Origin of the sequence: Paeniglutamicibacter gangotriensis Lz1y, from assembly GCF_000348945.1 — a bacterium.
Classification (GTDB): domain Bacteria; phylum Actinomycetota; class Actinomycetes; order Actinomycetales; family Micrococcaceae; genus Paeniglutamicibacter; species Paeniglutamicibacter gangotriensis.
Genome location: NZ_AOCK01000004.1, coordinates 16,380 through 42,463 on the forward strand (window position 1 = coordinate 16,380; position 26,084 = coordinate 42,463).

Below are 26,084 nucleotides of genomic sequence, written 5' to 3' on the forward strand. Positions count from 1 at the left end.
TGGACACACCCTCGGGATTATCACCCGTGGTCTAAAAGTGGTTCTCGGCCTCGGTGAGCACCGAACGTAGGATCGATTCGATTTGGTCGAATTCCGGAGGTCCCACCGTCAGCGGAGGGGCCAGCTGGATGACCGGATCCCCGCGGTCATCGGCCCGGCAATACAACCCGGCGTCGTAGAGCGCGGTGGAAAGGAAGCCTCGCAACAGACGCTCGGATTCCTCGTCGTTGAACGTCTCCTTGGTCTTCTTGTCCTTGACCAGCTCGATGCCGTAGAAGTATCCGGCACCGCGCACGTCTCCCACGATCGGCAGGTCCTTGAGCTTCTCCAGGGTGGACCTGAAGATCCGAGCGTTGTCCTTGACCCGCTGGTTCAGGCCCTCCCGCTCGAAGATGTCCAAGTTGGCCATGGCCACGGCGGTGGACACCGGGTGCCCTCCGAAGGTGTAGCCGTGGTAAAAAGTGGTGTCTCCGTGCTTAAACGGCTCGAAGAGCTTTTCCGAGGCGATCATCGCCCCCAGCGGGGAATAGCCGCTGGTGATGCCCTTGGCACAGGTGATGATGTCCGGGACATAACCGAAATCGTCGCAGGCGAACATCGAACCGATGCGACCGAACGCGCAGATGACCTCGTCGGAGACCAGTAGCACGTCGTTCTCGTCGCAGATCTCACGCACCCGCTGGAAATAGCCCGGGGGTGGCGGGAAGCAACCGCCGGAGTTCTGCACCGGTTCTAAGAAGACCGCTGCGATGGAGTCGGCGCCCTCGAACTCGATGGCCTCGCGGATACGTTCGGCGGCCCAAAAGCCGAAGTCTTTCTCATTGTCGGCGAATTGCTCCGGGGCACGGTAGAAATTGGTGTTGGGGACACGGAAGGTACCTGGAACCAACGGTTCAAAGGGCGCCTTCATGTCCGGTAGCGAGGTGATGGCTAGGGCACCTTGCGGGGTGCCGTGATAGGCGAGCGCCCGAGAAATCACCTTGTGTTTGCCCGGCTTGTCCTTGAGCTTGAAGTACTGTTTGGCCAGCTTGAAGGCGGATTCGACGGCATCGCCGCCGCCGCTGGTGAAGAAGACGCGGTTCAGGTCTCCGGGCGCGTAGTTGGCAAGACGCTCTGCCAGGTCGATCGCAGGTTCGTGCGCGTAGGACCACAGCGGCATGAAGGCGAGCTTTTCGGACTGCTTGGCAGCGGCCTGGGCAAGTTCGGTGCGCCCGTGCCCTGCATTGACGACGAAGAGGCCTGCCAGTCCGTCGATATAGCTCTTGCCTGCATCGTCCCAGAGGGTGTGCCCCTCGCCGCGGGTGATGATCGGCACGCGGGCGCCCTGCTGCAAGGGGGAGTGTCGGGCCATGTGCATCCAGAGATGGTCCCGCGCGGCTACCTGTCGATCTGTTCCGCGCGGTGTGGCGTTGGTAGTGCTCATCGGGTACCCCAGTTGTATTCCTGTTTGCGTAGTGAGAGATACATGAATGTCTCGGTTTCGCGTACCCCCTCCACGGAGCGAATTTCTGTGATGATACGAAGCAGGTCCTCGTCATTGGCGCAGATGACTTCCGCAATGATGTCCGAGGGCCCGGCCACGACAACGCAATAGTCGACTTCGGGCAGGGCGGCGATCCTATCGGCGGTGGCGATGATGTCACCGATGGACCGAATGCCCAGCAGGGCCTGACGCTTGAAGCCAAGCTGGAGCGGATCGGTGACCGCGACAACCTGCATGACCTTGCTGTCTACGAGTTTTTGGACCCGTTGCCGCACCGCCGCCTCGCTCAGGCCTACGGCCTTTCCGATCGCGGCATAGGAACGGCGCCCGTCTTGCTGTAACTGCTCGATGATCGCCTTGGATGTGTCATCCATGGTGAATCCGTTGGTTGTGCTGCTGGCTACGTATTGGGTCACTGCCCATCGACCTCCTGCTCGAAGATTCCGGCGTCGAGGCTTACCTGCGCGACGCCCGACGTACCACTTGCAAATGAGCATAGCCATATGGAATCAGTTGCGGAAGGGGCTTGATTCGGTTGAATTTCGAAGTTAGCTAATTCAGTTCCAACGAAAACTGTTGTCTGGTGCGGCAAACGCCGACATCATCCAATATCGACCGCGAGCGCGAGGAGGGGCGCGATTGCGTCGTAGCTCCTCACGGTTAGATGCAACGCCGCACGAGGGGAAGCAAACGATATCCACTCAAGGCCGGTGCGAACTGCCCGGGGATCTGGCGGCTCAGGCCCCGGTTCAGGTGGGCTGTGAAAGAATGGTTGACATGAACGAACCAAAGTGGCTGAGCCCCGTGGAACGAGATGCCTGGCTGGCGCTGGTTTCCGTCACGACGTTGCTGCCCGCAGCCTTGGACAGCGAACTTCAGGTCCAAGCGAAAATCACGCTCTTCGACTACAACGTCCTGGCCATGCTCTCCGAAGCACCGGAACGCATCCTTGCCATGAGCGAGTTAGCTTCCCGCACCAGTGCCTCGCTGTCCAGACTTTCGCACGTGGTCAAGAAGCTTGAAGGACGCGGATGGGTCCAACGTTCCCGTTCGCCTGAAGACGCGCGGGTCACGATCGCCCAGCTCAGCGACGAGGGCTGGGAGATGGTGCAGACATTGGCGCCGGAGCACGTGGGTTCCGTACGGCAACTTATTTTTCAGGGACTTGATGAGGCCGATATCGCCGAGCTGGCCCGCATCGGCCAGAAGCTCGTGGGGCGGTTGGATCCCGACCACTGGATTCTCCGCTAAGAGTATCGACGCGTCGTTCGGCTCTTTTTGGTGCGGACCGGACCAAATGTGAGGCGGATCGCACGATAGGGGCAGGAAAAGCACCGTTACCGATTTGGCTGCGGATGTGTTAATCGCCTAGAATGGTTAGGCGTTAAGTCGTGCATGCCTAAACGGTTTGCACGGTTGCCCGTAAAACCGAATATCGTGGCCAATCGAGTAGGGAAAAATACTCACCGGCCATGAGGTTCACCGTCTTTCACGCTAATAAAGGCGCTTCGGTTGGTTCTCACCCAGCCTGGTTACCTTCAAGGTGTGCAGTAATAACGGTGTCACAACTGGTGGCGGGACTCTTATACGCAGATTCAGAGGCAGCATTTTTCCGCTGTATCTGTAAAACGAGTACCGCCAATATTTACTACAACTGAGGAGTGATCATGGCAGCTGTATGCCAGGTGACTGGTGCGGTTCCGAACTTCGGACACAGCATCTCCCACTCGCACCGCCGCAACAAGCGTCGGTTCGACCCGAATATCCAAAAGAAGCGCTACTGGGTTCCGTCCCTGCGTCGCAATGTCACGTTGACCCTGTCAACCAAGGGCATCAAGCGCATTGACGTCCGCGGCATTGATGCCGTTGTAGCAGACCTGCTTGCGAAGGGTGTGAAGCTCTAGTGGCTAAGGATAAGGACGTACGTCCGATCATTAAGCTCAAGTCGACCGCCGGTACCGGGTTCACTTACGTGACCCGCAAGAACCGTCGTAACAACCCAGACCGCATGGTTCTGAAGAAGTACGACCCGGTAGTCCGCAAGCACGTTGAATTCCGAGAGGAGCGCTAAACATGGCCAAGAAGTCTATGATTGCTAAGAACGAGCAGCGCAAGGTCATTGTAGAGCGCTACGCCGAAAAGCGTGCCGCACTGAAGAAGACCCTGGTTGATCCGACTGCAACCGATGAGGCACGCGAAGAAGCCCGCTTGGGCCTCCAGAAGCTGCCCCGCAATGCTTCGCCGGTACGCGTTCGTAACCGCGATTCCATTGACGGCCGCCCGCGCGGCACCCTCCAGAAGTTCGGTATCTCCCGTGTTCGCTTCCGCGACATGGCACACCGTGGCGAGCTTCCGGGCATCACCAAGTCTTCCTGGTAAATTCCAGAAGCAGTCGAAGGTCCCAACCTACGTGGTTGGGGCCTTCGGCCATTTAACGGGATAGCCGCAGAGGTGAAACCGCGGCAGCAGGCTCACAAACTACTGGGTGGAATTTGCCCGAATCCCGCGGCGCCACACCGCCCTGAAAACAATCATGACCACGGCGAATACCACGAAGAACCAACCGGCCACCATCGTGATCTGTTCCTGATAGGGCTCGTGCGGACCAAAAAGATACGGTAACGACAGGATGAGCACTATCCCTGCCAAAACCATGGCGCCGAATATGGCTAAGAAGCTCTTGCTCATCTAGATTGGTCCCTGCTCTTTCAATTTTTGCTGCTCGGATCCTTTGCGTTCCACTGTTCCAGTCCGGCCGCCGCGAAGTCAACGAAGAACGAAACCTCATCGATGCTGCGGGTGCTTGTTCGATGTTAGATATCGGCAGGCGGGACGAGATCAACCCCCAGCGGCACGAAAAGCAGTTGAATTCACGCGGTGAAAGCTACTCGTTCGGACATATTCGGCCCAGATCACGACAATCCCGCACCCACAGAGCCTTGCTGTGTCCAAACATGTATCGGCGAGCGGACTTCAACGGCCGGCCCGACGCCCACTGGTGGGGGACTCCGGTGAGGGCTACTGTCGAAGCATGGACCTACTATCCGTTGTGATCATCGCAGGGATTGCCGTGCTCTGCCTGTCATCAGGCTTTTACGTGTTCCGGCGAAGCCTGGACAAGCGTGCAGACGAGGTGCAGCGGAACGATCCGGAGACGGCGCGTGCCCTGCGAGAAGCCCGCCGCAACATCGATCAAGGTAGGGGACTTTACCGCCGATAGGCGGCTCCGCCACCCTTCGCTAGCAGGACGAACGGCTGTACCCAAAGTCAGTCCCGCGTGATGGGTCCTCAGCGTTGCGACGACGTGCCAAACAATCGACTGATCCAACCGGTACGCCGGGTGGGCTCCGGCAGCGTGGTAACGGCCGCGGGAACCGCACGAGCCGTGCGGCGTTGGCGCCACATCGTCAGCTCGGCCTCGACATCACGCAGTGCGGTGATCACCGGGGGACCGCCGAGGAGCTGACGCCGGGCCTCGACGATCCGGGCATTAAAATCCTCGAGCAGGTTCTTCACTTCGGCGGGGTCAGCCAATTTGTCCAAGGTCCTCTCCAACTCTGCATCTTCCTTGCGGAGCAACAATGCGGGAGGGCCGAGGCCGCTGAGGTGTTCGCGCTCCATGAGCCCCTTGATCCACCAATCGGGATCCGAGGTTGAACCAAGACCAGGAATCGGTTTGCCCGCATAGGCAAGATTATCGAAGTCTCCCCGAGCGAACGCGGCATCAAGGGCACTATTGGCTACCTCCCACACCTCGTCCTCGGCATGAAAAACGGGCACGCCGGTGGAAACATCGGAACCATCGCCCAGCGTGCGGCCGGTGTCCCGGGCATATTCATCAACCGGGACCGAATCCGCGGCGGCATCACGAGCCACGCGGTAGCGAGCCGCATGCAGCCCGGCATCACGGTTCTCCTCGCGATTTCGTCGGGCCATGAGCGGGTCCACCTTTCCAAGATGTGTACTTCAACCGTAGCGAGGGCACGGGGCCTCGGCAACGGGGGAGTGCCTGCGAATTTTTGCGCACCCAACTGGGCTGCATGAAAGGATCGATAGGCTGGGGACCATGTTGAAGTCACTCTTCGGAATTGGAACGCTCCTGTTCTTAGTCACCGCCGCCATCGCGCTGACGATTGACCCTCTATGGGGACTGCTGGCCGCCGCCGCAGCGGTCTGTTCGGGGATCGGCTACTTTCTCAACCGCGACCAAACCGCCGATGACCGGCAGAAACGATAGCCATTTGACTGCCACCGGCCCGGAAGAGACACCACTGACACGCCGCAGGGGCGATGCCACAGGGTTGCGCATCATGATCACCGGTGCGAACGGTGGGATCGGGTTTTGGTCTACTCTCCAGCTGGCACGACGCGGGGCCGAGGTCATCATGGCGTGCCGCAACCCAGAAAAGGGCGAAACAGCAGCCCAGGCCATTCGCGCACGGGTGCCCCATGCACGGCTGCACTTAGTCCCACTTGATGTTGCCAGCCTGAACTCGGTGGCGCAGGCAGTGGACGAGATCTCTACGCGCGGCCCGCTGGACGGGCTGATTGCCAATGCCGGAATGGTGCATACCCCGCGCACACGCAAGGAGTCCGTGGACGGCCTCGAATTGGTGGCAGCTACCAACTATTTCGGGCATTATGCGTTGATTGCCGGGCTGTTGCCGGTGCTGGAGGAAACCCCCGCTGCACGGGTGGTGACCTTGGGCTCCCTCTCCACGTCGTTGGTGCGTGCGCGCTTGGAAGATCCGCAATTGGTGAAGCATTATTCACCCTGGCGTGCCTACGCGCAGTCCAAGATCATGGTGCAGTCCTTTGCCTTCGAGCTCGACCGGAGATTGCGGCTGTCACAAAGCTCCACCAGAGCGCTGTGTGCCCATCCCGGTTATTCGATCTCGGGCCGTACCCAGATTATCGATGGGGTAAACAATCCGAGCCCGGCCAAGGTCCTGGCGGGCAATCTCCAAAGGCCCTTCAGCCAGGGAAAGAGCCAAGGTGCCTGGCCGATCGTCAGGGCTGTCTTGGATACCGACGACGTGGACGATCCGGGACCTGTGTTTTACGGTCCACGGGGACTGGTTCGGGGCGTTCCACGGCGGGCCACTCCCGCGGCAATCACCACCGACCGATGGGCAGCAAACACGATCTGGAATGCTGCGGAGACTGCCACCGGAATTTCCTTCCTCGGGTAGCTCCAAAGCACTGGAATCAGGACAGATTTCCGCAAAATGTATTCGTCGTTGGTGGAGCGTTTTTAGCTCAAAAGGTGCTTCGCGGCACACCGAGGGGAATATTGCGGTTCCGGCATCGGAGAGTGCGATTTGTCTCTCTTTGGTGGCCAAAGATGCCGCTGAACGCGAAAATCCGGCCAAAGTTCAAAAAATTCCCGGGAATTCAGCCCAGTTTGGGCGTTTCATGGAGAAACATTTGGTAAGTTCTCACACAGAAGTCCCCGCGAACGCGAGGCGACCCGCGCCGAACCCGGACGGGAAGAGATATCCAGGAGGACATACTTTGGCTATGAACCGTAGTGAACTTGTTGCAGCTGTCGCCGAGAAGACCGGCAACTCCCAGGTAGCCGTTAACGGCGTTTTGGATGCAGTGTTCGAGGTTTTCGTTGCACAGATTTCCCAGGGCGAGAAGGTCTCGATTCCGGGCTGGCTCGCAGTTGAGCGCACCGACCGTGCAGCTCGCACCGGCCGCAACCCGCAGACCGGCGAAGCCATCCAGATTCCGGCCGGCCACTCGGTCAAGCTGACCGCAGGCTCCAAGCTGAAGGCTGCTGTTTCGCTCAAGTAGCCTGCGCCTGCGCAACAGCTTCAAGCCGCCCTCCGCTTCGGTCCACTGGACCATCGCGAGGGGCGGCTTTGGCGTTAACAGGTGCCGATGGCGAACCAGTTTTCTACGGTTCGTAGAATAACGTAGAATGTTTTGCGGGAGCCACGAGGCTCCACCTCTCAAACACCTTGGTGGGGAAACGGTATGAAGGATCAGGGCCTGCGCATCTTGCGCGGATGGATCGGCGCATTAGTTTGCACCGGTCTTGCTGCTGCCTCGCACACCGTGGCCGACGGCGGGATACCGCCACTGCCCATCCTCGGGTTGCTCTTATGCCTCAGTGCCGTGGTCTGCACGGCTCTTGCCTCGAACAAGATCTCGTTGGTTCGCACCAGCCTTGCGGTGATGCTGAGCCAGGGCGGCTACCACGGAGCATTCGCCCTGTTCGGCCACCAGCACCAGGTCTCCGGAATCCTGAATGACACCGGAGGACACACCGGCCATGCTGGGCACCTCGTGGAGCTGAGCCTGGACCCCGCCGTCACGGCAAGCTCCATGGAATCAAACAACGGGCTGATGATGCCCCTGGCCCACCTGGCGGCCGCTGTGCTGAGCGTGCTCGCCATCCGCCGTGGCGAACTGGCTGCCAGTGCCTTCGCCGAGGCCATCTTCTTGTGGGTTCCGCGGCTGATCCGCTTCGTCCGCGCAGCACCTGCCACCCGAGGCAAGGTCCCGCTGCCGGGAATCGCCTACCGCGGCTTGGTCCTGAGGGACGTGCTGCGCCCCACCCTGCACCGTCGTGGTCCGCCACGGGGATCTGCTTTCGCCATCTCGTAAAAGCACCCTCCTCAATTGACCGTGGCTCGAGAGCCACGGAGCAAAGGACCAAAAAACTATGACGCACGCAATCCGCAATCCACGCACCACCACCCGTATCGGCATGCTCTTCGCCGCCATCCTGCTGTGTCTGATGACCCTCTTCGGAGTTTCCAGCGCCCAGGCCCACGATGAATTGATTTCATCAACCCCGGCCAGCGGGGACGTGCTGGACACCGCACCGAAGTCCATGGTGCTCACCTTCAGCGGCGACATCAAGAAAATCGGTACGATCCTGGAACTCTCTGACGCTGAAGGAACCGGCATCGACACGAGCTTCGAGATCAACCGCCGGGATGTCACCGTCACCCCATCCGTACCCTTGGGCAATGGCCAATACACCCTGGTGGCCCGGGTTGTTTCCTCCGACGGACACCCGATCGACAAGAAGATCGCCTTCGAAGTCAACGACCCGGCTGCCGCCTCGAGCTCCGCAGCTGCCTCCAGCTCCGCCTCCGCGGCGACCACTGCCCCGACGGAAAGCGCACTGGTGGCCAGCCCCGCAGAGCCAAGCACTGAAGCCACCGAGACCGACACTCCCTTCGGCGGCATGCCCGCCGGACTTGTCTGGACCATCGCTGGCATCGCCGCGGTGGGCCTCATCGTCGTGGTGCTGCTCAAGGCCCGCCGCCAAACCAAGTAACGGGCAGCCGGGCGCACAACAGCTGTGCCTCCGGTAGACCCCGACATCCTTTTGACTCGGCATGCTGCCGCGTCCGCCCCCGGCGAGGCCGCAGCATGCCGTGCGAGTCGTGCACCCCCAGACAAAGAAGCCCAGGGGGTTGCCGGCGCGCACCAAACCCCGAATGTGGAGACATCCCAATGGACCTCAAAATCCGTACCCGTCGTATTGCAGCACCCTTTATTGCCCTCGGCCTGGCCGCCGCACTGTTGAGCGGATGTTCAGCTGAGCGAAGTGCCGACACCGCAGACCAACCCGCGACCGAAGCCGACGCCCTGCAGATATCCGAGACCTGGATCAAAGCCGCCGACGACGGCATGACGAGCGGATTCGCCGTGATTCAAAACCCCACCGACCACCCGGCCTCGCTAGTGCAGGTCGATTCGAACCTGGCAGAGCACGTGGAACTGCACGACATGGAAGGCACCGGTACGGCAATGAGCATGAAGAAGCTGCCCGGAGCACTGGAAATCCCCGCACATAGCACCGTCGAACTGGCTCCGGGCGGCACCCACGTGATGCTGATGGGTCTGAAAGAGGAACTCAAGGCCGGGCAATCCCCGGCGCTGCACCTCACCTTCGGTGACGGCAGCACCCGCGAGGTCGCCTTTGAGATCAAGAGCTACACGGGAGCCAAGGAATCCTACGCACCCCACGACGGGGAGACGGAACACGGCACAGGCACCGAGGGCAGCGAACATGCCGGGCACTGATACCGCCCAGATCCCCGGAACCCGCCACACCTCGCGTCGGGGACTGCTGTTCGGATCCGCTGCAGCAGCGGTCACGGCCGCTGCTGGCTTCGCGGCAGGATCCATGCCCGCCGACGCCGCCGAGCCGACCGAAGCGCTGCACGGGACTGACACCGTGGCTTTCCACGGGCATCGACAACCCGGGATCACCACTCCGGCCCCGGCCTTCGCCTCGTTCCTGGCCCTGGATCTGATCCAGGAACCGGGGGCGAGCACGGCGGCACGGCGCGACGTACTGGCCCGCGTGCTGAAAATCCTCAGCGACGACGCCGCCCGGCTGATGTCCGGGCGCGGCGTGCTGGCCGACACCCAACCGGAAATGGCCACCAACCCGGCTCGTCTGACCATCACCGTCGGACTGGGCCAAAGCGCGGTGCAGATCCTCGATCCGGCGCGTGTCCCGGGCTGGTTGAAGGACCTGCCGGCCTTTTCCATCGACAAGTTGGAGAAGGCCTGGGGGCAAAGTGAGGTGCTGGTGCAATTGTGCTCGGATGACCAGATCACGTTGCACCACGGGCGCCGGGCCCTGGAAAAGGACCTGCGCACCCTGGCCACCACGGTGTGGATCCAAAACGGCTTCCGCCATTCCCGCGGGTCGATGCCCGAGGGAACCACCATGCGCAACCTCTTTGGGCAAAAGGACGGGACGGCGAACCCCGTCGAGGGGATGCTTGAGCAAGCGGTCTTCGGTGGTGCGGGGCTCGAATCGTGGGCCGAGGGCGGCACCTCGCTGGTGCTGCGCCGCATCGAGATGGACCTGGAGACCTGGGACGAGGTTGACCGTCCGGCCCGGGACTTTTCCCTGGGCCGGCGCCAATCAGACGGCGCACCACTGAGCGGGCAGCACGAGTTCGATTCACCGGACTTGCGCGCCCGCGATGACTCCGGGTTTCCGGTGATCTCCGCCGATTCGCATGTTTCCCGCTCGCTGGCCCGCGAGGCCCACGAGAAGATCCTGCGCCGTGGCTACAACTACGTTGACGGGTCGCGTGCCGGGTTGATCTTTGCCGCCTACCAGGCCGACGTGGATCGCCAATTCGTCCCCATTCAGCAACGGCTGGATGAGGCGGACCTGCTCAACGAATGGACCACCCCGATCGGATCCGCGGTCTACGCGATCCTGCCGGGCTGCCGCGAAGGTTCATTCCTGGGCCGGGAATTGTTCCCCGACTAGGTCCCGCCCGTACACCGTGTGTTGGTGCCATGGTGGCCTGAGCCACCATGGCACCAACACGAGTGGCAATCGGTGGGAGAATGGATCGGCGAGGACGCTGAAAGGAAATTGTGAACAACTCACGCAACACGGTGGCCACGGCCACCCCCGGCGAAACAGCGACAGGCAACCGGAGGCTCTGGCCCCTTTTGACCCTTCCCGCACTGGGGGTCGGCGTCCTGGTACTGATTGCCGCCAGCTTCTTTGCCGGCACCGCACGGGCCAGCGAACTGGGAGACGCCGGAGCACTAGTGCGCTGGGCATTGCCCGCCGCCAAGGCCCTGCACCACTCCTCGATGGCCATCACCATCGCCTCCCTGGTCTTCGCTGCCGCCATCCTTCCGCGTTCCACCCGGCCCAAACGACCCGCCCCCGGTGAACACAACACCGACGGTGGGCAAACGCATCCCGCGTTCGCACGCACCATGAACCTTGCAGCCGCCGCGGGAAGCCTGTGGACCGTCTCGGCGGCGGCCGTGCTGATCTTCACCTTCTGGGATCTGGTCGGCCAACCCATGAGCACCGACCCCAGCTACACCGCAGCGATGCTCGACTACGTGCTGAACATTTCCGTGGGCAAGGCCTGGGCCTGGATGATCGTGATTGCCGCCATCACCTCCTCGCTGGCCTTCGGCGTACGTTCGCCCGGGTGGGTGGGCGCCACCGCCGTGTTCTCCCTTGCAGGGATCCTGCCGATGTCGCTGATCGGGCACGCCGCCGGGGGAGATGACCACTGGGGAGCGGTCAACTCCATCATGCTGCACCTGGTCGGGGTCTGCCTCTGGTTCGGCGGGATCGTGGTGCTCGCCGCACTGGCCCCGCTGTTGGCCACCAAGGCACCGGGTCGTTTCCCGGGAGCGCGGCCGATTCTGGCCGGCACCGTGCTGCACCGCTTCTCCGCCCTGGCCACCATCGCGATTGTGCTGGTCGCCGGTTCCGGTGTGGTCAACGCATCCATCCGGATCACCGGTTGGGACCAGTGGATGACCCCCTACGGCTGGTTGGTCATCGCCAAGGCCGTGGCCACCCTCGGGCTCGGTGCCCTGGGCCTGGCGCACCGCCGCCGGGTGATTCCCGCCCTGGAGGCAGGGAAACTTTCCGCCACCCGCGCCGCCTGGCTGGTGGTCGGGGCCGAAGCCGTCGTGATGGCCGCGGCCATGGGCCTGGCCACGGTGCTGGCCCGCACCGCACCGCCCACCCCCGACACCGCCCCGGAACTGCCCACCCCGGCCCGCCTGCTCACCGGCTACGAACTACCACCCCCGCTGACCAATGCCAGCTATGTCGAGGTCTGGCGTTGGGACTGGCTGTGGATCGCGATCGTGGCCTTCCTGGCCATCGCCTACCTGTGGGCGATGGTGACGGTGCGCCGCCGCGGCGACAAATGGTCGATCCTGCTGACCATCTCCTGGATGGTGGGCTTAGGGTGCCTGTTTTACTTCACCTCCGGAGCCCTGGCCGTCTACGGCAAGATCCTCTTCTCCGTGCACATGGTCGACCACATGGCCCTGACCATGGTCGCCCCGCTGTTCCTGGTCATCGGCTCGCCGGTCACCCTGGCGCTGAAGGCGCTGGGCTCGCGCACCGACGGAACCCGGGGCCCACGCGAATGGATCCTGGTGCTGGTGCACTCCAAGTTCTCCGCCCTCGTCACCAACCCGCTGTTTGCCGCAGCTAACTTCGCCGGGTCCATCGTGATCTTCTACGAAACCGACATTTTCGGTTTGCGCTGCGCAACCACATGGGCCACGAGCTGATGAACGTGCACTTTTTGATCACCGGCTACCTCTTTGCGCTGTCGATGATCGGCACCGACCCGGTCCCGAAGCGGGCGCCGTACCCGCTGCGCCTGGTGCTGTTGCTGGCCACCATGGCCTTCCATGCCTTCTACGGGGTCTCGATCATGAGCTCCACCTCGCTGTACCAGGCCGACTGGTTCGGCAACATGGGACGGACCTGGGGCGGCGACGCGCTGGCCGATCAACGCCAGGGCGCGGGCGCGATGTGGGGGCTCGGCGAGATTCCGACGCTACTGATCGCGCTGGGGGTGATGGTCTCCTGGAACCGGGACGACACCCGGGAATCCAAACGTCGGGACCGGCAGGCCGACCGGGACAACGAGGCGGAACTCGGCGCCTACAATGACATGTTTGCCCAATTGAAAAAGCAGGATGAGGAGATTGCCCGCCGTGGCCGCTAGGACCAAGACCGGTGCGCTGCGCACCCTCGCCCTGACCCTTTCCCTGGGCTTGGCCCTGGTCGGTTGCTCTGGCAGCCCCGAGGCCGGTGAGCTGCCCGAGGGGCACGCACCGATCAGCACCGAGGAGGCCACCGGGAGCCCGGCGGCACCGGCCGAAACCACCGAACCGGGCATCGCCGAACTTTCGGTAGCCTCCGGAATCTCCATGGCCGCACGCCTGGGCTTTGACAAGGCCCGGGTGGTGTCCGGGGCCGAGCTCAAGGAGCTGGCCACGGCGCCCCAAAACACCCTGGGCCCGGTGACGGTGCTGCCCGGACAATGCGCAGACACTATTGAATCGCTGAACTGGTCCCCGCTGCAGATGGGCTCCGAGGGTGCCCGGACCGATTTCCTCACCGACTCCATCCCCGCCACCGGTTCGGTGGAGGTCGCCCGAATCACCGACAAACCGGCGCTGGAGGCACACTACGCGACGGTGCTTGAAATGCTCACCGAATGCAAGGCGGTGACCCTGCACCAAGACACCGAGACCATTCCCTTCGTCAGCAAAAAACCGTCGCTGAAGAAGAGCGAGACCGACTCTTCCATCCTGTGGACCCGCGGCCGCGAGGGGCAGGGAATGCGCCAGCAGGCCCTGGTGTTGATCCAAACCAAGGGGGACTACGTGGGGATGGTTTCGTTCATTGCCACCGACGGCCTCGAAAAGCCCGAATTCGCCCAGATGGCAGCGCAGATCCTTAAGGCTGCATTGACCCAGGCAGGGTAGCCCCCGGTGCGGGTTCGTCGCATCTTGTCATGATCTCGGCCCGGACGGGACTATGACGGGATAATTGAATACAGCACCACGTCAGCCGACAAGCCCAGGAGCAGAGCCATGACAGCAACCCCCAGCACCGGAACCGAATCCGTGCGTACCTCCTACAAGGTCCGTGCCTCCGAACTTCGCGGCCGCAACTGGCTGAACACCGGCGGGAAGCAACTGGCCCTGGAAGACTTCCGCGGGAAAATTACCATCCTCGACTTTTGGACTTTTTGCTGCATCAACTGCCTGCATGTCCTGGACGAGCTGCGCCCGCTGGAAGCCACGTACTCCGATGTCCTGGTGACGGTCGGGGTGCACTCCCCGAAGTTCGAGTACGAGGCCGACCCCGTGGCGCTTGCCGCAGCCGTGGAACGCTACGAAATCCAGCACCCGGTGCTCGATGACCCCGAGCTGATCACCTGGCAGGCCTATGGCGCCCGCGCCTGGCCGACCTTGGTGGTGGTGGACCCCGAGGGCTACATCGTCGCCCATCTCTCCGGGGAGGGCCACGCCGCAGGGCTCGAATCCCTGGTCGAAGAGCTCATCACCGAGCACGAGGCCAAGGGCACGCTGCACCGGGGTACCGGACCCTATGTGGCACCGCCGGCCCGCGAAGGGGACCTGCGCTTCCCGGGCAAGGCCGTGGCCTTGGAGAACGGGAACTTCCTGATTGGTGACTCGGGCCACCACCGGATCGTGGAACTGGGCAACGACCTGTCCACCGTGGTGCGCACCTTCGGCTCCGGGGTGAAGGGCTTTGCCGACGGCGAGGCACACAGCGCACAATTCAATGAGCCCCAGGGCCTGACCCTGCTGCCGACCGCACTCGCGGCCACGCTGGGCTTCCACGCGGTCATCGCCGACACCGTCAACCACCGGCTGCGCGGACTGAACCTGGACAGCGGGAATGTCACCACGCTGGCCGGCAACGGCATCCAACGCCTGCTCGACGCCGACCAGGCCCGCTCCGCCGTGGATGAGAACGACGAGGAAACCTGGCTCAGCGACCTGGGCAACAACCCGCTGGGCACCTCCCTGTCCTCCCCGTGGGACGTGCTGTGGAGCGAGAAGGCCAACGCGCTGATCATCGCCATGGCCGGCACCCACCAGATCTTCTCCCTGGACCCGGTGACCTCGGCCCTGGCCGTATTTGCCGGTACCGGCCTCGAGGGCCTGACCGATGGGCCAGCTTCCGAGAGCTGGTTTGCCCAGTCCTCCGGTCTGGCCGCCGACAAGCAAGGAAACATCTGGATCGCCGATTCGGAAACCTCTGCGCTGCGCCGCCTGGTACTCGCCGACGACGGATCCGTCGAGACCGTCGAGACCGCGATCGGGGCGGGGCTGTTCGACTTCGGTTTCCGCGACGGCGAGGCCGCCGAGGCCCGCCTGCAGCACCCGCTGGGCGTTGCCGCGCTGCCCGACGGGTCGATCGCGATCGCCGACACCTACAACGGAGCAGTGCGCCGCTACGATCCGGCCTCCGGCACCGTGAGCACCCTGGCCCGCGGCCTGAACGAGCCCTCGGACGTGCAGCTTGATGACACCGTGGACGGAGATCCGGTGCTGCTGGTGGTGGAGACCAATAACCACCAGCTGGTGCGCCTGCCGCTTCCTGCCGAGGCACTGATCGTTGACGAGGGAGCGAGCCAGACCCAGCGACCCAAGAGCCCTGTCGCCGCCGGCGAGCACGCGCTGACGGTGCGTTTCTCCGCACCCACGGGGCAGAAACTCGATGACCGTTGGGGGGATCCGACCCAGTTGAAGATTTCTTCCTCCCCGGAGGAGCTGCTGCTTTCCGGTGGTGGAACCTCGACGGGCCTGACCCGCACGCTGGAGCTGAACCCCGAGGTCGCCGAGGGTGTCCTGCACATCACCGCGCGCGCGGCCGCCTGCGACGGCGTGCCCGGCGGCGAGATCCCCATGCATGCGGCCTGCCACCTGTACCAGCAGGACTGGGGCATCCCGGTCATCCTTGATGCCGAGGGCGACACCGAATTGGTCCTGGACCTGCGCGGCCTAGACAACTAAGCGACGCCGCAGAGCGAATGAGCACAGGCCCGTTTCCCCGCATGGCGGGGGAGCGGGCCTGTTCTTTGCCCGGGGGAAGGGCCTCGCGCGCACGCGCGCGAGGCGACGTTAGGCATCTCACCCGTATCAAGGGGAGCGATGGTGAGCGGCATCATGGCAAGAAAATACCGTTCAGAGTATCGTTAGCAATGCTAAGAGATTATTGAGGTCGAAACCCCAGACGCCGCCGCGCCGGCGCACTGAAGGAGAATCCCGGGCCCGCCCGGACCACATGAATGCAACAACCAAAGTCCTGAACCCCGTAAGAATAACCCCGACGCGCGTCTGCAACGCCACCAACACCGGGGACCTGGCCGCCGAACTCCGCGTGGCCGTGATGAAAACCTCGCGCCGCCTGCGCCTGGAATCAAGTTCCGATACACTCACCGCCGCACAGTATTCCGTGCTGGCGGGCCTGCGGAACAAGCAGCACACCATTGGCGAGCTGGCGGCCGGCGAACAGATCACCGCACCGTCCATGACCCGCATCGTGAAGTCCTTGCTGGAAGCCGAATTTGTCACCCGCACCATCAGCGAAGCGGACGCCCGGCAAGTGCTGATCGCCCTGACTCCCGAAGGTCTGGAAGCTTACCAGCAGGCCCGCAGTCAACGCACCGCGTGGCTAGCCTTGGGCCTGGAAAAGCTTGATGCCAAGGACCGCGCCACCCTTGCACGGGCCGCGGCCCTGTTGCAGGAAATGAGCGCCAAGTGAGCAAGATGTTTAGCGCCCTGAAAAACCAGAACTATCGGCTGTGGACCGCCGGCGCCCTGGTCTCCAACATTGGCACCTGGATGCAGCGCGTGGCCCAGGACTGGTTGGTCCTCACCATCCTGACCGACCACTCCGGAACCGCCACCGGCATCACCACCGGTCTGCAATTTGTGCCCATCCTGTTTCTGGGACCCTTCGCCGGAGTGCTCGCGGACCGCATGAACAAACGCAAGCTGCTGCTAATCACGCAGAGCGCGATGGGCCTCTTCGCCACGATCTTGGGCGTGCTGGTGGCCACCGGCACCGCCGAGCTGTGGCACGTATACGTCTTGGCCTTCGGCCTGGGCGTGGCCAGTGCCTTCGATGCACCGGCACGTCAGGCGTTTGTCGCCGAACTGGTCCCGACCAGCGACCTGCCCAACGCCGTGGCACTGAACAGTGCCTCGTTCAACCTCGCCCGCTTGGCCGGACCAGGTGTGGCAGGGCTGCTGATTGCTTGGTTCGGGACCGGACCTGCCTTCCTCATCAACGCGGCAAGCTTCGGTGCGGTGATCCTCTCGCTGGCTAAGATGCGTAGCGAGAAATTCCAACCCACCACCCTGGTGGTCCGGCAGAAAGGTCAGATCCGCGAGGGTGTCGCCTACGTGCTGAACCGGCCGGACCTGCTGCTGATCTTTGCCCTGGCCTTCGTGGTGGCCACCTTTGGGCTGAACTTCCAGCTCACCAACGCGATGATGGCCACCGATATCTTCCACGTGGGTGCCGGGGAATTCGGTCTTTTGGGAACCATCATGGCCATCGGAACCCTGGCCGGGGCGTTGTTGGCTGCCCGTCGGGGGAAGCCTCGGATGCGCTACCTGCTGGGCGGCGCCGTCGGATTCGGGGTCGCGGCACTGATCGCCTGCTTCATGCCGACCTTCTTCTGGTACGCGGTGATGATGGTCCCCGTGGGACTGGCCTCCCTGACCTTCCTGAACAGCGCCAACACCATGATCCAGCTTTCGGTTGCCCCCGCCTACCGCGGACGAGTCCTGGGTTTGTACGTGATGGTGGTCCAGGGCGGAACACCCTTGGGTGCCCCGCTGGTGGGATGGCTGGGCACCGAGTTCGGTGCCCGTTGGTCGGTGGGCAGTGGTGCCTTGATCTCGCTGGTTGCGGGTCTGATCGCGGTGATCGTGGTGCTGCGCAAGGGCCGCCGTACCCCGAAGCCGGGATCATCGCGTGAAGTGGGCAGGCGCGGGGCTGGGAGCCGTTCGCTGGCCCCGGTCATGGCCAAATAACCCGATAGGGGCGGATTCGCACTGAAATACCAGTGGCCACTGGTGTCTTAAAGTACTACTTGCCGAGGGCCGCAAGCCTGGGCGCAGGGCACCAGAAGGGCGCGAAAACCTATTCGCTGGACACCGGGGTGACGCTGACCTTGGTGGTGCTGGCCTTCAATACGGCGGTGAACCCGAAGCTCTCATCAACGGTCTGCTCGGTGTACCTGCCGGTGCGCAGGTCCTGTTCGGTGAGCTCGAGCCGGACCTTGACCTTCAGCGGGCGCAGGGCCCAGGAACCGTCAAAAGAAACGATCTTTGGCGACGGATAGTCCAGGACACTCCAGTGGATGGAGTCCGAGCGAACCCGGGCCGTGGTCGAGTAGCTCATCGGGCAACCGGAGGGCATCAGGACCTGCTGTTCGGTGCAGGAATCCAGGTAGGCGGCGATTTCCTTGTTGACTTCGTCCAGCAGCTTCTTGGTGGGCTGCGTACGCAGCTTCACCTCAGCGGGATCCTTGGTGAACGCGGTGACGGCCAGTCCGCGCGAGTCGGCACTGAAATTCGTGGTGGCGAAGCTGGTGTCAATCACGGCGGGCACAAAAACCGGAACGTTCGTCTTGCCCTTCACCAGCGGTGCCGGAAGCGAATTCACGACCACTTCATTGGTGGTGTTCGCGAAGATCGCCACGGTGGGAAGCGTGGTGGGGATAAATTCCCACTGATCAAAGAACAGCCACTGGGTGCCGGTGCGGTGCAAGTTGTAATCGGTGTGCTGCTCCACCCCGTGGATGGAGTAGTGGGCCGTGACGGTCGCTAAGTCTTCGTTGCCGGGGACTACTTCGGGTTTGTCGAGGGTGAAGTCCTGGACATCGGCCATGGACGCTTTCAACCCCTCGCCATCCAGCAGCAAAGCGTTGCCCTTGGGAACCTTGGCGTTCAGCAGGCCCAAAGCCGCGGCCCCCTCGCCTTTCGAGAGGTGTCCTTGCAGCTCCTTGACCTGTTGCGCAGGGCCAAAGACCTTATGGTTCACCAGCGTGATGGCAGCAAAGGCCATGACGGCCAGCACCACAAGGGCCGCCGCCCAAATGGCAGCGACCCTTGTGGGAAATAGACGTTCACTCATTGTTTCCAAGGTTACCGGGAAAATGAGCTGGCCGGTGCAAGCCCGCCCTAACGACGCCGACGTCGACGCCGTTTGGTGCCGAACATGCCGCGCAGTAATTCGCTTCCGATCATGTTGGCTGCCTGCATGGCCATGTCAAGCATTGGATTATCGGGTTTGGGGTCAGAAGTCGGGGCACTGGGTGCGCGCCCAGGAGCCTTTTTTGTTGCCACCGTCGATTCGGGCATGGCGTAGTCGTTTGCCCCGGGCCCGGGGGCCGAGTGGGGGATGGATGACGGGCGGCCCAGAATGGACTCCTCGATTTGCCGGGCAGCGGCGTCGATGTCGGCCTGCGACTGGCCCGGGCCCGGGACTCGTGCGGCAACCGAACCACCGGTGGGAACCTGGTCTGGCACCGCAGTGCCAGCAGCAGCGTTCAACTTCTCATAGGCGGATTCACGGTCGGTGGCCGTCCCATAGACCTGCATCAGCGCCGAGGAACCGATGATCCCTGAAACTACTTCCGGTTTCGAGGGGCCCATTGTTGATTCGGGGCTCCACATCCGGGTCCACGCCACCGGGGTGGGTGCGCCCTTCTCGTTCATGACGGTGACCACTGCTTCTCCGGTGCCGGCCTGCGTCAACGCCGCATCCAGATCGTAGTTGCTGGTGGGGAACGTGGAAATGGTTGCCTTCAGGGCCTTGGCGTCATCGGGGGTGAAGGCACGCAGCGCGTGCTGGACACGGTTGGCTAGTTGCCCGAGCACCTCACCGGGAACGTCCTTGGGTGTCTGGGTTACAAAGAACACCCCGACCCCCTTGGAACGGATCAACCGGACCGTGGACGTAATCGAGGACAGGAAGGCCTTGGACGCGCCGTTGAATAGCAGGTGGGCCTCGTCGAGGAAGAACACCAGCTTGGGTTTCTCCGCATCCCCGACCTCGGGAAGCTCAGAAAAGAGGTCAGCCAGCAGCCAGATCATGAACGTGGAAAAGAGCAGCGGTTTTTGCATCAGCGTGGGAAGCTCCAGCACGCTGAGGATCCCGCGGCCATCGGGTGCCTGACGCAGCAGCTCGGCGGTGTCGAACTCCGGTTCGCCAAAAAACGCCTCCAGACCTTGGGCTTGCAAGGTCACCAACTCGCGCAGGATCACCCCGGCGGTGGCCTTGGATACTCCGCCCAGACCCTCCAGCTCGCTCTTGCCCTCGTCACTGGTCAGATATTGGATGACAGCGCGTAAGTCCTTGAGATCGTGAAGTTCAAGGTTCTTGGTGTCAGCGTAGTGAAAAATCAGCTGCAGACAGGATTCCTGCGTCTCATTCAGATCCATGATCCGGGAGAGCAGCAGCGGACCGAAGGAGGATACTGTCGCTCGGATCGGGATGCCTTGGCCGTCCCCGCCCAGCGAGTAATACTCCACCGGAAAGGTCTTGGCCTGCCAGTCCATGCCCACGGATGCGGTCCGCGCCGAGAGCTTTTCCGTGGGTGTTCCAGGGGTAGAAAGTCCGGTGAGGTCGCCCTTGATATCGGCCAAGAACACCGGAACCCCGTGCCCGGAGAGCTGTTCGGCCATCAACTGCAGCGTGATGGTCTTGCCGGTTCCGGTGGCGCCGGCCACCAGCCCGTGCCGGTTCATCATGCGCAGGGGCAGGCGAACCTGCGCATGATGAACCTGGCCATCGACCAAGGCGGCGCCCAGATGCACCGCCAAACCGTCAAAGGAGTAGCCCTCGCGAATGGACTGGACGTGTTCTTCTGTAGTCATCTTGGCCATATCCATAGCCTACGGTCTGCAACAAGCCCGTGGTGGTGAGGCGGGCAATTAAATTCTGTGTCCGCCCGGTCACACAGGACGGAACCTCACTTCGTCGACCATAGGGGTTCAAAAACTGATCCATCCCGGAACGGCTGCTGGTAGGACGTGGGCAGACAGAAGCGTCAACACACTCTCGTGAAGAATCCGTAGAGGAACCCGGGCAGCGTTTTAGAAAGGGTTGAGTAGACGGTGCACAAACTGCTTGGTGCGCTCGTTCTGCGGGTTGCGCAGCACCACCTCCGGATGCCCGCGCTCGATGACCACGCCCTCGTCCATGAATACGACCTCGTCGGCGACCTCACGGGCAAAAGCCAGCTCGTGGGTCACCAACATCATGGTCCACCCCTCGTCCGCGAGTTCCTTGATCACCTTGAGCACATCGCCGACCAGTTCCGGGTCCAAGGCGGATGTCGGCTCGTCAAAGAGCAGCAACGAGGGTTTGAGTGCCAGTGCCCTCACGATGCCGACCCGCTGCTGTTGGCCACCCGAGAGTTGGTGCGGGTACTGGTCGTGCTTTTGCTCCAGCCCGACCCGCGCCAGCAGGGCGGTGGCCTCGGCGACCGCCTCGGAACGTTTGCGCCGTTGGACCTGGATGGGACCCTCGATCACGTTTTCGAGCACCGTCATGTGCGGGAAGAGGTTGTAGTTCTGGAACACCATGGCGCTGCGGGTGCGCAGCACCTGCGCCTGCTTTTGCGTGGTGCCCGCGGTGAACTCCACGCTTGGTCCCGTATCGAAGCAGACCGAACCGCCGTCCGGGATTTCCAGGCCGTTCAGGCAGCGCAGCACCGTGGTCTTGCCGGAGCCGGAGGGGCCGATCAGCGCCAGGACCTGTCCCTTGCCGATCTGCAGGTCGATGGATTTGAGGACTTGGTGGTCGCCGAAGCTTTTCTGGAGGTTGCTTGCGGTTAGAAGCGCGGGCCCCTGGCCGGCGGAATCAGTGGGCGACATAACGGTCAAGCCTTCTTTCCAATCGGGTCTGACCTGCGGAGAGGACCAGGCAGAACACCCAGTAGACCAGGGCGGCCTCGACATAGATGAGTAGGAATTCATAGCTGTAGGCGGTGATTTCCATGGCCTTGCGGAACAGCTCGGTGACCAGGATCAACGAGGCCAGTGAGGTGTCCTTGACCAGCGAGATGAAGGTGTTGGATAGCGGGGGGACCGAGACCCGTGCCGCCTGCGGCAGGATCAGCCGGCGCAGGGTGGTGAGCCGCGACATGCCGATGGTGTACCCGGCCTCCCATTGGCCCTTGGGCACCGAGAGGATCGCTGCCCTGATGACCTCGGCCGCGTAGCCGCCGACGTTCAGTGAGAACGCGATGATGGCGCTGGGCCATGGGCTCAGGGTCACCCCGAGGGTGGGCAGGCCGTAGAAGATCACAAAGAGCTGGACCAATAGCGGGGTTCCGCGGATCACCGAGATGTACGCCCTGGCCAGGAAGGAAACGAACCGGTTGGCGCTGAGCCGCATCAACGCCATCACCAGGGCGATGGCTAGGCCGATGGTAAAGCTGGCCAGGGCCAGCGGTATGGTCCCCAGCAGTCCGCCGCGCACAATGGGCCACAGCGAATCGCTAAACAACTGCCAATCAATGTCCATCGAGTCGACTCCTTCGCCGAGGTGCAACTGTGGGCGGCGCGGTGCCGCCCGCGGGAGTGCCGGGAACTACTTGGTGACGTCCGCGCCGAAGTACTGCTGCGAGATCTTCGCCAGCGTGCCGTCCGTCGAGAGCTCTTCCAGTGCCTCATCGACGGCCTTCACCAGGTCGTCGCTACCCTGGCGGAAGGCCAGAGCACTGTGTGAAGAGTCATCGGTCTCCGCGGCGATCTTGATTCCGTCATCGGGGTTGGCCTGCTGCGAGTCCAGGTAGGTGAGCTTGTCATTGATGGTTGCATCGACGCGGCCCTGCTTGAGCAGCGTGATGGCTTGGGCCCAACCCTCGACCGCTTCGACGGTGGCGCCCGATTCTTTGGCCAGGTCGTACCAGTTGCTGGTCAGTGACTGGGCGGTGGTCTTGCCCTTCAGGTCGGCGAAGGAGGAGATCGCGGTGTCATCCGCATTGGTCACCACGACGCCCTGGCTGACGGTGTAGGGGGCAGAGAACTCGTACTTGGCTTCTCGGTCCGGGTTGATGGTGACCTGGTTGGCGATCACGTCAACGCGTCCGGCCTCGAGGGCTGCAAATATCGCATCCCATTGGGTTTCCTCGAAGTGCGCCTCGACGCCGAGCTTTCCGGCCACGGCCTTGGCGACCTCCACATCGAATCCGGTCAGATCTCCCGCACCACCCTCATGGAAGGAAAATGGCTTGTAGGTGCCCTCGGTTCCGAAATTCAGGACACCTGCGTCTTGGACGGACTTGAGCGTCAGCCCGGCGGCGGGTGATGCCGTGTCACTGGTCCCGGAGGGTTCGGCGGAACTGCCGCAGGCGGTGACAGTCAGGGCGAAGAGCGCCGTGGTGGCGAGGGCGAGGAGTCGACGCTTCATGGGAAAAGGGGTCCTTTCGGTCACTGGTGTTCAGCCGCCACATCTAACACCCGATGCCCACCGGTAAACGGTCGGGACATGGCTGTGGCAGGTTGAACCTTCATGCGACGCTAACACGGAGCGAGGAACCACAGAAGCCCCCTGTTGCGAAGTGCTACGCCACCACCTGCCGTTGCCGGGAATTGTGGTTCCCGGGTGTAATGCGGGCTCAGGCGAGCAGTAGTGGGACCACCATCATGGCCGGGACGGCAACGATGGTGGTGAGCAGGACAGTGTCCGTGGCCAGCACGATGCCGCGCTCGTACCGCGAGGCGGTGACAACGATGTTCTGGACCGCCTCTTCGAGTGAGTCCTACCAGGAGTGGATTCCCCATGCCTTGGTAACTGCGGCCATATCGGGCTCCGGGTTGCGGATTTCCCTTCCAGCGTCCGCCCGTGCAGCTTCCGTTAGCCCCAGATCAGTCCGCCTCATCCAATAGGCCCAGCAGATGCCGTTGCCGACCCTGGACCTGAACCGGACACCAGCGAGTTCGGTGCCGTCATCCAGCACCACTCCGCGCAGCCACTGCGCGATGCGCGTGGTCACATCGCGATCATTGGAGTATGCCGTGCCTGTCGATTTCTTCGCGCCCGGTGATCGCCTTGATTCCGGCCGATGCCCGCAGGGACAGGGCATCCAGCGTGGCTTGGTCTTCCATATCGACCCATGGCCCGGAGGATTCGGGAACCTGGACGCCATGAATCAGGCGGGAATCCCTCCAGGAGAACGGGAGATGTCCGGGTTGCATGTGGCCGAGCTTCTCGAAATCGGCCGCCACCTCGCGCATGACATCGTCCGGGTCCATGTCCCAAAGCGCGGCGAGTCGGCTCAGTTTCTTCTGGTGGCTCGGAACCATGCGCGTCCAGGCCAAGCATTCGCGAAAGGCCGTTTCGAGGGTGTCGGCAATGTAGACGGTGCGTCCCGGTGTGTCCCAGCGACTCCAGTCATCCCGAAGGCCATCGTCGTGGCGTTTCTCGGGGTTCAGTGCCCCGTAGGTGGCGTTGGCAATCCGGTAGCCGGCGACCGGACCTTGCACGAGGGCAAGTCCGGTCTTTTGGCAGATGCGCGTGCTCAACCCGAGAATCCTCCGGTGAGCATGGCGTTGGCCGCTGCCCGGGTCTCCTTGTACCGATCTTCCATGATGGCCTCCACGGGGGAGTCCTCATCAAGCCAGGGGTTGGAGCCGATGAACCACAGCCGTGCCACGTGTTCCCCGTGTGCCTCGGACAGCTCGGTCCACAGGCGGATTGCTGCCATGAGGCGTCGGACTGCCGCCTGGTTGGGCTCCGGGCCGTCTTCCTTGGCCCATTTGTGGGAGATTCGGCGGTCCTTGCTGCCGGCCAGTCCGGCGACTAGGGTCGGTCCCAGTCCAGCGTTGAGTCGGCGTACGATTTCCCGGATGCCGAGTTCATTGGTGCGGACCGCTGCGGATCCCACGACTGCGTCGATGGACATGGTTGGCCTCCCTTGGTGGTTCACGTAAGTTCATTCTACCCGTGAGGCACGGTGAAATCTACACAAAAACCACACAAAAACGCTAGAGCGGGGATCGAAAATATCGGGAACGATCATCGAAACCGGGCTGCTGACTGGACTGGGTTTGGCGGAACTCCGCAGCGTTGATGGCCTGAACAGCCGTTTCCCAAGTGCTCTTCGGATAATCAGGCGAGCAGTAGTGGGACCACCATCATGGCCGGGACGGCAACGATGGTGGTGAGCAGGACAGTGTCCTTGGCCAGGACGATGCCGCGCTCGTACCGCGAGGCGGTGACAAAGATATTTTGGGCCGTGGGTAGCGCCGCCATGATCACCGCGGCAAACACCGCGTCCGACTCCAGACCGAACACCCAGAGAGCCAGCACCCAGGCAACAACCGGCTGGAAGACCAGCTTCATGGCCGTGGCCACCAGCGTGTCAGCCCGGCGCCCGCCAGCGACCTCCAACGGCTTGGAACCGACCAAAGAGATCCCGAAGGCGATTAACATCGCAGGAATCGAAGCCCCGGCAATGAGCTCGACGGGGTCGGCCAATGGCTGGGGGAGGTGGAGATCAAACAGGGCGCACACCAATCCCGCAAGAGAGCCGACGATCATCGGGTTCTTCAAGGTCTGCACCAGCATGGAGATCACGGTGGTGCGGTGCCTCGAGGTGCTGGAATCAAGGATGGCCAGGCACACCGGCGAATACAGGGCCAGCTGCCACAGGATCACCGGGGCGGCATGGGCCATGTCGCCCAAGACGTACAACGCTATGGGTAGACCAAGGTTGGCGGAGTTCACCGTGGAGGCACTCATCGCACCAATGGTGGATTCGGTCAGATCGCGCCGCAACCACCAACGAGTGATCAAAATGAAGACGACGGCCGTTGCCACGGAGGATGCAGCTGCCACACCCAGGAAGGGCCCCAGCACGGCTGAGGGATCGGAATCCGCCAGCGTGGTGAACAACAGTGCGGGGCTCGCCACGAAGAACGTGAGCCGGTTGAGCACATAGCGCGCATGCTCGCCGAGCACGCCGGTCCGCCCGACAAAATAACCCACGGCGATGACGGTCCAGATAACGGCAAAACCTGAGAGTACTCCGCTCATGGGTATCCTAGGTTCTCTTCGAGCGGTGGCAATGACACACCGCATGCTGCGCCAAGCGAATCGGGACCCGGCCAGTGGCCGGGTCCCGATTCCTAACGAGCGGGCGACGGGAATCGAACCCGCGTGTCCAGCTTGGGAAGCTGGCGCTCTACCATTGAGCTACGCCCGCAAAGCTCCGAGAAGCCTAATGGCGTCCCGGGCAGAAAACAGCATATCCCA

General features: G+C 62.7%; 28 protein-coding genes, 1 tRNA gene and 2 pseudogenes. 16 read left to right on the plus strand and 15 right to left on the minus strand.

Annotated features, from left to right (window positions below; translation table 11 throughout):
• Nucleotides 1–31 precede the first annotated feature (31 nt).
• Together ADIAG_RS07440 and ADIAG_RS07445 are read right to left on the minus strand one after the other, a co-directional pair.
• The gene (locus tag ADIAG_RS07440) at nucleotides 32–1,423 is read right to left on the minus strand and encodes an aspartate aminotransferase family protein (RefSeq protein WP_007270726.1); all 1,392 of its coding nucleotides are present in this window, start codon (nucleotides 1,421–1,423) and stop codon (nucleotides 32–34) included.
• Nucleotides 1,420–1,857, minus strand: coding sequence for an Lrp/AsnC family transcriptional regulator (locus ADIAG_RS07445; protein WP_051059886.1), 438 nt, complete (start codon nucleotides 1,855–1,857; stop codon nucleotides 1,420–1,422). Before ADIAG_RS07445 ends, ADIAG_RS07440 begins: the two co-directional genes overlap by 4 nt.
• 403 nt (nucleotides 1,858–2,260) lie before the next feature.
• Between ADIAG_RS07445 and ADIAG_RS07450 the strand changes: the two genes are divergently transcribed.
• From ADIAG_RS07450 to rpsN, 4 genes are all read left to right on the plus strand, one after another.
• A complete protein-coding gene (locus tag ADIAG_RS07450) occupies nucleotides 2,261–2,734 on the plus strand; it encodes a MarR family winged helix-turn-helix transcriptional regulator (RefSeq protein WP_043474055.1) in 474 nt (157 codons plus the stop codon).
• A gap of 416 nt (nucleotides 2,735–3,150) precedes the next feature.
• Nucleotides 3,151–3,387 (plus strand): 50S ribosomal protein L28, encoded by a 237-nt coding sequence (rpmB, locus tag ADIAG_RS07455; RefSeq protein WP_007270729.1) that lies wholly within the window; start codon nucleotides 3,151–3,153, stop codon nucleotides 3,385–3,387.
• A complete protein-coding gene (rpmG, locus tag ADIAG_RS07460) occupies nucleotides 3,387–3,554 on the plus strand; it encodes a 50S ribosomal protein L33 (RefSeq protein ID WP_007270730.1) in 168 nt (55 codons plus the stop codon). The genes rpmB and rpmG overlap by 1 nt, the downstream gene beginning before the upstream one ends.
• Nucleotides 3,555–3,556: 2 nt before the next feature.
• Entirely contained in the window at nucleotides 3,557–3,862 is a 306-nt protein-coding gene (rpsN, locus tag ADIAG_RS07465; RefSeq protein WP_007270731.1) for a 30S ribosomal protein S14, read from the plus strand.
• A 99-nt stretch (nucleotides 3,863–3,961) separates the two neighbouring features.
• On the opposite strand, the gene ADIAG_RS07470 is transcribed toward rpsN, so the two are convergent.
• Both ADIAG_RS07470 and ADIAG_RS07475 read right to left on the minus strand, forming a co-directional pair.
• Nucleotides 3,962–4,171 (minus strand): hypothetical protein, encoded by a 210-nt coding sequence (locus tag ADIAG_RS07470; protein WP_007270732.1) that lies wholly within the window; start codon nucleotides 4,169–4,171, stop codon nucleotides 3,962–3,964.
• 600 nt (nucleotides 4,172–4,771) lie between these two features.
• A complete protein-coding gene (locus ADIAG_RS07475; RefSeq protein WP_007270733.1) occupies nucleotides 4,772–5,419 on the minus strand; it encodes a DnaJ family domain-containing protein in 648 nt (215 codons plus the stop codon).
• A gap of 130 nt (nucleotides 5,420–5,549) precedes the next feature.
• On the opposite strand from ADIAG_RS07475, the gene ADIAG_RS21610 reads away from it, so the two are divergent.
• From ADIAG_RS21610 to ADIAG_RS07530, 12 genes and pseudogenes are all read left to right on the plus strand, one after another.
• A complete protein-coding gene (locus ADIAG_RS21610; RefSeq protein ID WP_007270734.1) occupies nucleotides 5,550–5,720 on the plus strand; it encodes a hypothetical protein in 171 nt (56 codons plus the stop codon).
• A 4-nt stretch (nucleotides 5,721–5,724) separates the two neighbouring features.
• Nucleotides 5,725–6,675, plus strand: a complete 951-nt coding sequence (locus ADIAG_RS07480; protein WP_161623947.1) for an SDR family NAD(P)-dependent oxidoreductase — start codon at nucleotides 5,725–5,727, stop codon at nucleotides 6,673–6,675.
• 322 nt (nucleotides 6,676–6,997) lie between these two features.
• Entirely contained in the window at nucleotides 6,998–7,282 is a 285-nt protein-coding gene (locus ADIAG_RS07485; protein WP_043474058.1) for an HU family DNA-binding protein, read from the plus strand.
• 183 nt (nucleotides 7,283–7,465) lie between these two features.
• Nucleotides 7,466–8,098, plus strand: a complete 633-nt coding sequence (locus tag ADIAG_RS20070; protein WP_007270737.1) for a hypothetical protein — start codon at nucleotides 7,466–7,468, stop codon at nucleotides 8,096–8,098.
• 58 nt (nucleotides 8,099–8,156) lie between these two features.
• A complete protein-coding gene (locus ADIAG_RS20075) occupies nucleotides 8,157–8,780 on the plus strand; it encodes a copper resistance CopC family protein (protein WP_007270738.1) in 624 nt (207 codons plus the stop codon).
• Between the two features lie 179 nt (nucleotides 8,781–8,959).
• The gene (locus ADIAG_RS07500) at nucleotides 8,960–9,532 is read left to right on the plus strand and encodes a copper chaperone PCu(A)C (protein ID WP_007270739.1); all 573 of its coding nucleotides are present in this window, start codon (nucleotides 8,960–8,962) and stop codon (nucleotides 9,530–9,532) included.
• Entirely contained in the window at nucleotides 9,519–10,745 is a 1,227-nt protein-coding gene (locus ADIAG_RS07505) for a Dyp-type peroxidase (RefSeq protein ID WP_007270740.1), read from the plus strand. Before ADIAG_RS07500 ends, ADIAG_RS07505 begins: the two co-directional genes overlap by 14 nt.
• A 794-nt stretch (nucleotides 10,746–11,539) precedes the next feature.
• Nucleotides 11,540–12,984 (plus strand): annotated as a pseudogene (locus ADIAG_RS07510) (cytochrome c oxidase assembly protein).
• Nucleotides 12,974–13,750, plus strand: a complete 777-nt coding sequence (locus ADIAG_RS07515; RefSeq protein ID WP_007270743.1) for a hypothetical protein — start codon at nucleotides 12,974–12,976, stop codon at nucleotides 13,748–13,750. The pseudogene ADIAG_RS07510 and the gene ADIAG_RS07515 overlap by 11 nt, the downstream one beginning before the upstream one ends.
• Nucleotides 13,751–13,858: 108 nt before the next feature.
• Nucleotides 13,859–15,814 carry an NHL domain-containing thioredoxin family protein gene (locus ADIAG_RS07520; RefSeq protein WP_007270744.1) on the plus strand — a complete coding sequence of 652 codons (1,956 nt, stop codon included), beginning with the start codon at nucleotides 13,859–13,861 and terminating at the stop codon, nucleotides 15,812–15,814.
• A 271-nt stretch (nucleotides 15,815–16,085) separates the two neighbouring features.
• Nucleotides 16,086–16,565 (plus strand): MarR family winged helix-turn-helix transcriptional regulator, encoded by a 480-nt coding sequence (locus tag ADIAG_RS07525; protein WP_007270745.1) that lies wholly within the window; start codon nucleotides 16,086–16,088, stop codon nucleotides 16,563–16,565.
• A gap of 5 nt (nucleotides 16,566–16,570) precedes the next feature.
• Nucleotides 16,571–17,845, plus strand: a complete 1,275-nt coding sequence (locus ADIAG_RS07530) for an MFS transporter (protein WP_007270746.1) — start codon at nucleotides 16,571–16,573, stop codon at nucleotides 17,843–17,845.
• A gap of 109 nt (nucleotides 17,846–17,954) precedes the next feature.
• Here the strand turns inward: ADIAG_RS07530 and ADIAG_RS07535 are convergent, their stop codons facing one another.
• The 11 genes and pseudogenes from ADIAG_RS07535 to ADIAG_RS07580 form a co-directional block, all read right to left on the minus strand.
• Nucleotides 17,955–18,950: a hypothetical protein gene (locus tag ADIAG_RS07535; protein WP_007270747.1), complete on the minus strand. Its 996-nt coding sequence runs from the start codon at nucleotides 18,948–18,950 to the stop codon at nucleotides 17,955–17,957.
• 47 nt (nucleotides 18,951–18,997) lie between these two features.
• Complete coding sequence (locus tag ADIAG_RS07540) at nucleotides 18,998–20,704, minus strand: helicase HerA-like domain-containing protein (RefSeq protein WP_007270748.1); 1,707 nt, start codon at nucleotides 20,702–20,704, stop codon at nucleotides 18,998–19,000.
• A 210-nt stretch (nucleotides 20,705–20,914) separates the two neighbouring features.
• Nucleotides 20,915–21,697, minus strand: coding sequence for an amino acid ABC transporter ATP-binding protein (locus ADIAG_RS07545; RefSeq protein ID WP_007270749.1), 783 nt, complete (start codon nucleotides 21,695–21,697; stop codon nucleotides 20,915–20,917).
• On the minus strand, nucleotides 21,684–22,349 hold the full coding sequence (locus tag ADIAG_RS07550; RefSeq protein WP_007270750.1) for an amino acid ABC transporter permease: 666 nt from the start codon (nucleotides 22,347–22,349) through the stop codon (nucleotides 21,684–21,686). Before ADIAG_RS07550 ends, ADIAG_RS07545 begins: the two co-directional genes overlap by 14 nt.
• A gap of 66 nt (nucleotides 22,350–22,415) precedes the next feature.
• A complete protein-coding gene (locus ADIAG_RS07555; protein WP_007270751.1) occupies nucleotides 22,416–23,237 on the minus strand; it encodes an amino acid ABC transporter substrate-binding protein in 822 nt (273 codons plus the stop codon).
• 208 nt (nucleotides 23,238–23,445) lie between these two features.
• Nucleotides 23,446–23,568, minus strand: a pseudogene (locus ADIAG_RS22085) (AEC family transporter); the annotation flags it as partial.
• A 21-nt stretch (nucleotides 23,569–23,589) separates the two neighbouring features.
• The gene (locus ADIAG_RS07560; protein WP_043474063.1) at nucleotides 23,590–23,823 is read right to left on the minus strand and encodes a hypothetical protein; all 234 of its coding nucleotides are present in this window, start codon (nucleotides 23,821–23,823) and stop codon (nucleotides 23,590–23,592) included.
• A 7-nt stretch (nucleotides 23,824–23,830) separates the two neighbouring features.
• A complete protein-coding gene (locus ADIAG_RS07565; protein ID WP_007270753.1) occupies nucleotides 23,831–24,352 on the minus strand; it encodes an RES domain-containing protein in 522 nt (173 codons plus the stop codon).
• Entirely contained in the window at nucleotides 24,349–24,732 is a 384-nt protein-coding gene (locus tag ADIAG_RS07570) for a hypothetical protein (RefSeq protein ID WP_007270754.1), read from the minus strand. Before ADIAG_RS07570 ends, ADIAG_RS07565 begins: the two co-directional genes overlap by 4 nt.
• 206 nt (nucleotides 24,733–24,938) lie before the next feature.
• Nucleotides 24,939–25,865 (minus strand): AEC family transporter, encoded by a 927-nt coding sequence (locus ADIAG_RS07575; protein WP_007270755.1) that lies wholly within the window; start codon nucleotides 25,863–25,865, stop codon nucleotides 24,939–24,941.
• 98 nt (nucleotides 25,866–25,963) lie between these two features.
• A tRNA-Gly gene (locus ADIAG_RS07580) sits at nucleotides 25,964–26,034 on the minus strand.
• Between the last annotated feature and the right edge of the window lie 50 nt (nucleotides 26,035–26,084).

Coding starts and splice junctions, on each gene's coding strand:
- rpmB (WP_007270729.1), top strand. CDS start 3,151: ATGGCAGCTGTATGCCAGGTGACTGGTGCGGTTCCGAACTTCGGACAC.
- rpsN (WP_007270731.1), top strand. CDS start 3,557: ATGGCCAAGAAGTCTATGATTGCTAAGAACGAGCAGCGCAAGGTCATT.
- ADIAG_RS07475 (WP_007270733.1), bottom strand. CDS start 5,419: ATGGCCCGACGAAATCGCGAGGAGAACCGTGATGCCGGGCTGCATGCG.
- ADIAG_RS07525 (WP_007270745.1), top strand. CDS start 16,086: ATGAATGCAACAACCAAAGTCCTGAACCCCGTAAGAATAACCCCGACG.
- ADIAG_RS07535 (WP_007270747.1), bottom strand. CDS start 18,950: ATGAGTGAACGTCTATTTCCCACAAGGGTCGCTGCCATTTGGGCGGCG.
- ADIAG_RS07555 (WP_007270751.1), bottom strand. CDS start 23,237: ATGAAGCGTCGACTCCTCGCCCTCGCCACCACGGCGCTCTTCGCCCTG.
- ADIAG_RS07470 (WP_007270732.1), bottom strand. CDS start 4,171: ATGAGCAAGAGCTTCTTAGCCATATTCGGCGCCATGGTTTTGGCAGGG.
- ADIAG_RS21610 (WP_007270734.1), top strand. CDS start 5,550: ATGTTGAAGTCACTCTTCGGAATTGGAACGCTCCTGTTCTTAGTCACC.
- ADIAG_RS07545 (WP_007270749.1), bottom strand. CDS start 21,697: ATGTCGCCCACTGATTCCGCCGGCCAGGGGCCCGCGCTTCTAACCGCA.
- ADIAG_RS07570 (WP_007270754.1), bottom strand. CDS start 24,732: ATGTCCATCGACGCAGTCGTGGGATCCGCAGCGGTCCGCACCAATGAA.
- ADIAG_RS07540 (WP_007270748.1), bottom strand. CDS start 20,704: ATGGCCAAGATGACTACAGAAGAACACGTCCAGTCCATTCGCGAGGGC.
- ADIAG_RS07530 (WP_007270746.1), top strand. CDS start 16,571: ATGTTTAGCGCCCTGAAAAACCAGAACTATCGGCTGTGGACCGCCGGC.
- ADIAG_RS07450 (WP_043474055.1), top strand. CDS start 2,261: ATGAACGAACCAAAGTGGCTGAGCCCCGTGGAACGAGATGCCTGGCTG.
- ADIAG_RS07500 (WP_007270739.1), top strand. CDS start 8,960: ATGGACCTCAAAATCCGTACCCGTCGTATTGCAGCACCCTTTATTGCC.
- ADIAG_RS20075 (WP_007270738.1), top strand. CDS start 8,157: ATGACGCACGCAATCCGCAATCCACGCACCACCACCCGTATCGGCATG.
- ADIAG_RS07520 (WP_007270744.1), top strand. CDS start 13,859: ATGACAGCAACCCCCAGCACCGGAACCGAATCCGTGCGTACCTCCTAC.
- ADIAG_RS07505 (WP_007270740.1), top strand. CDS start 9,519: ATGCCGGGCACTGATACCGCCCAGATCCCCGGAACCCGCCACACCTCG.
- ADIAG_RS07440 (WP_007270726.1), bottom strand. CDS start 1,423: ATGAGCACTACCAACGCCACACCGCGCGGAACAGATCGACAGGTAGCC.
- ADIAG_RS07575 (WP_007270755.1), bottom strand. CDS start 25,865: ATGAGCGGAGTACTCTCAGGTTTTGCCGTTATCTGGACCGTCATCGCC.
- ADIAG_RS07550 (WP_007270750.1), bottom strand. CDS start 22,349: ATGGACATTGATTGGCAGTTGTTTAGCGATTCGCTGTGGCCCATTGTG.
- ADIAG_RS20070 (WP_007270737.1), top strand. CDS start 7,466: ATGAAGGATCAGGGCCTGCGCATCTTGCGCGGATGGATCGGCGCATTA.
- ADIAG_RS07445 (WP_051059886.1), bottom strand. CDS start 1,857: ATGGATGACACATCCAAGGCGATCATCGAGCAGTTACAGCAAGACGGG.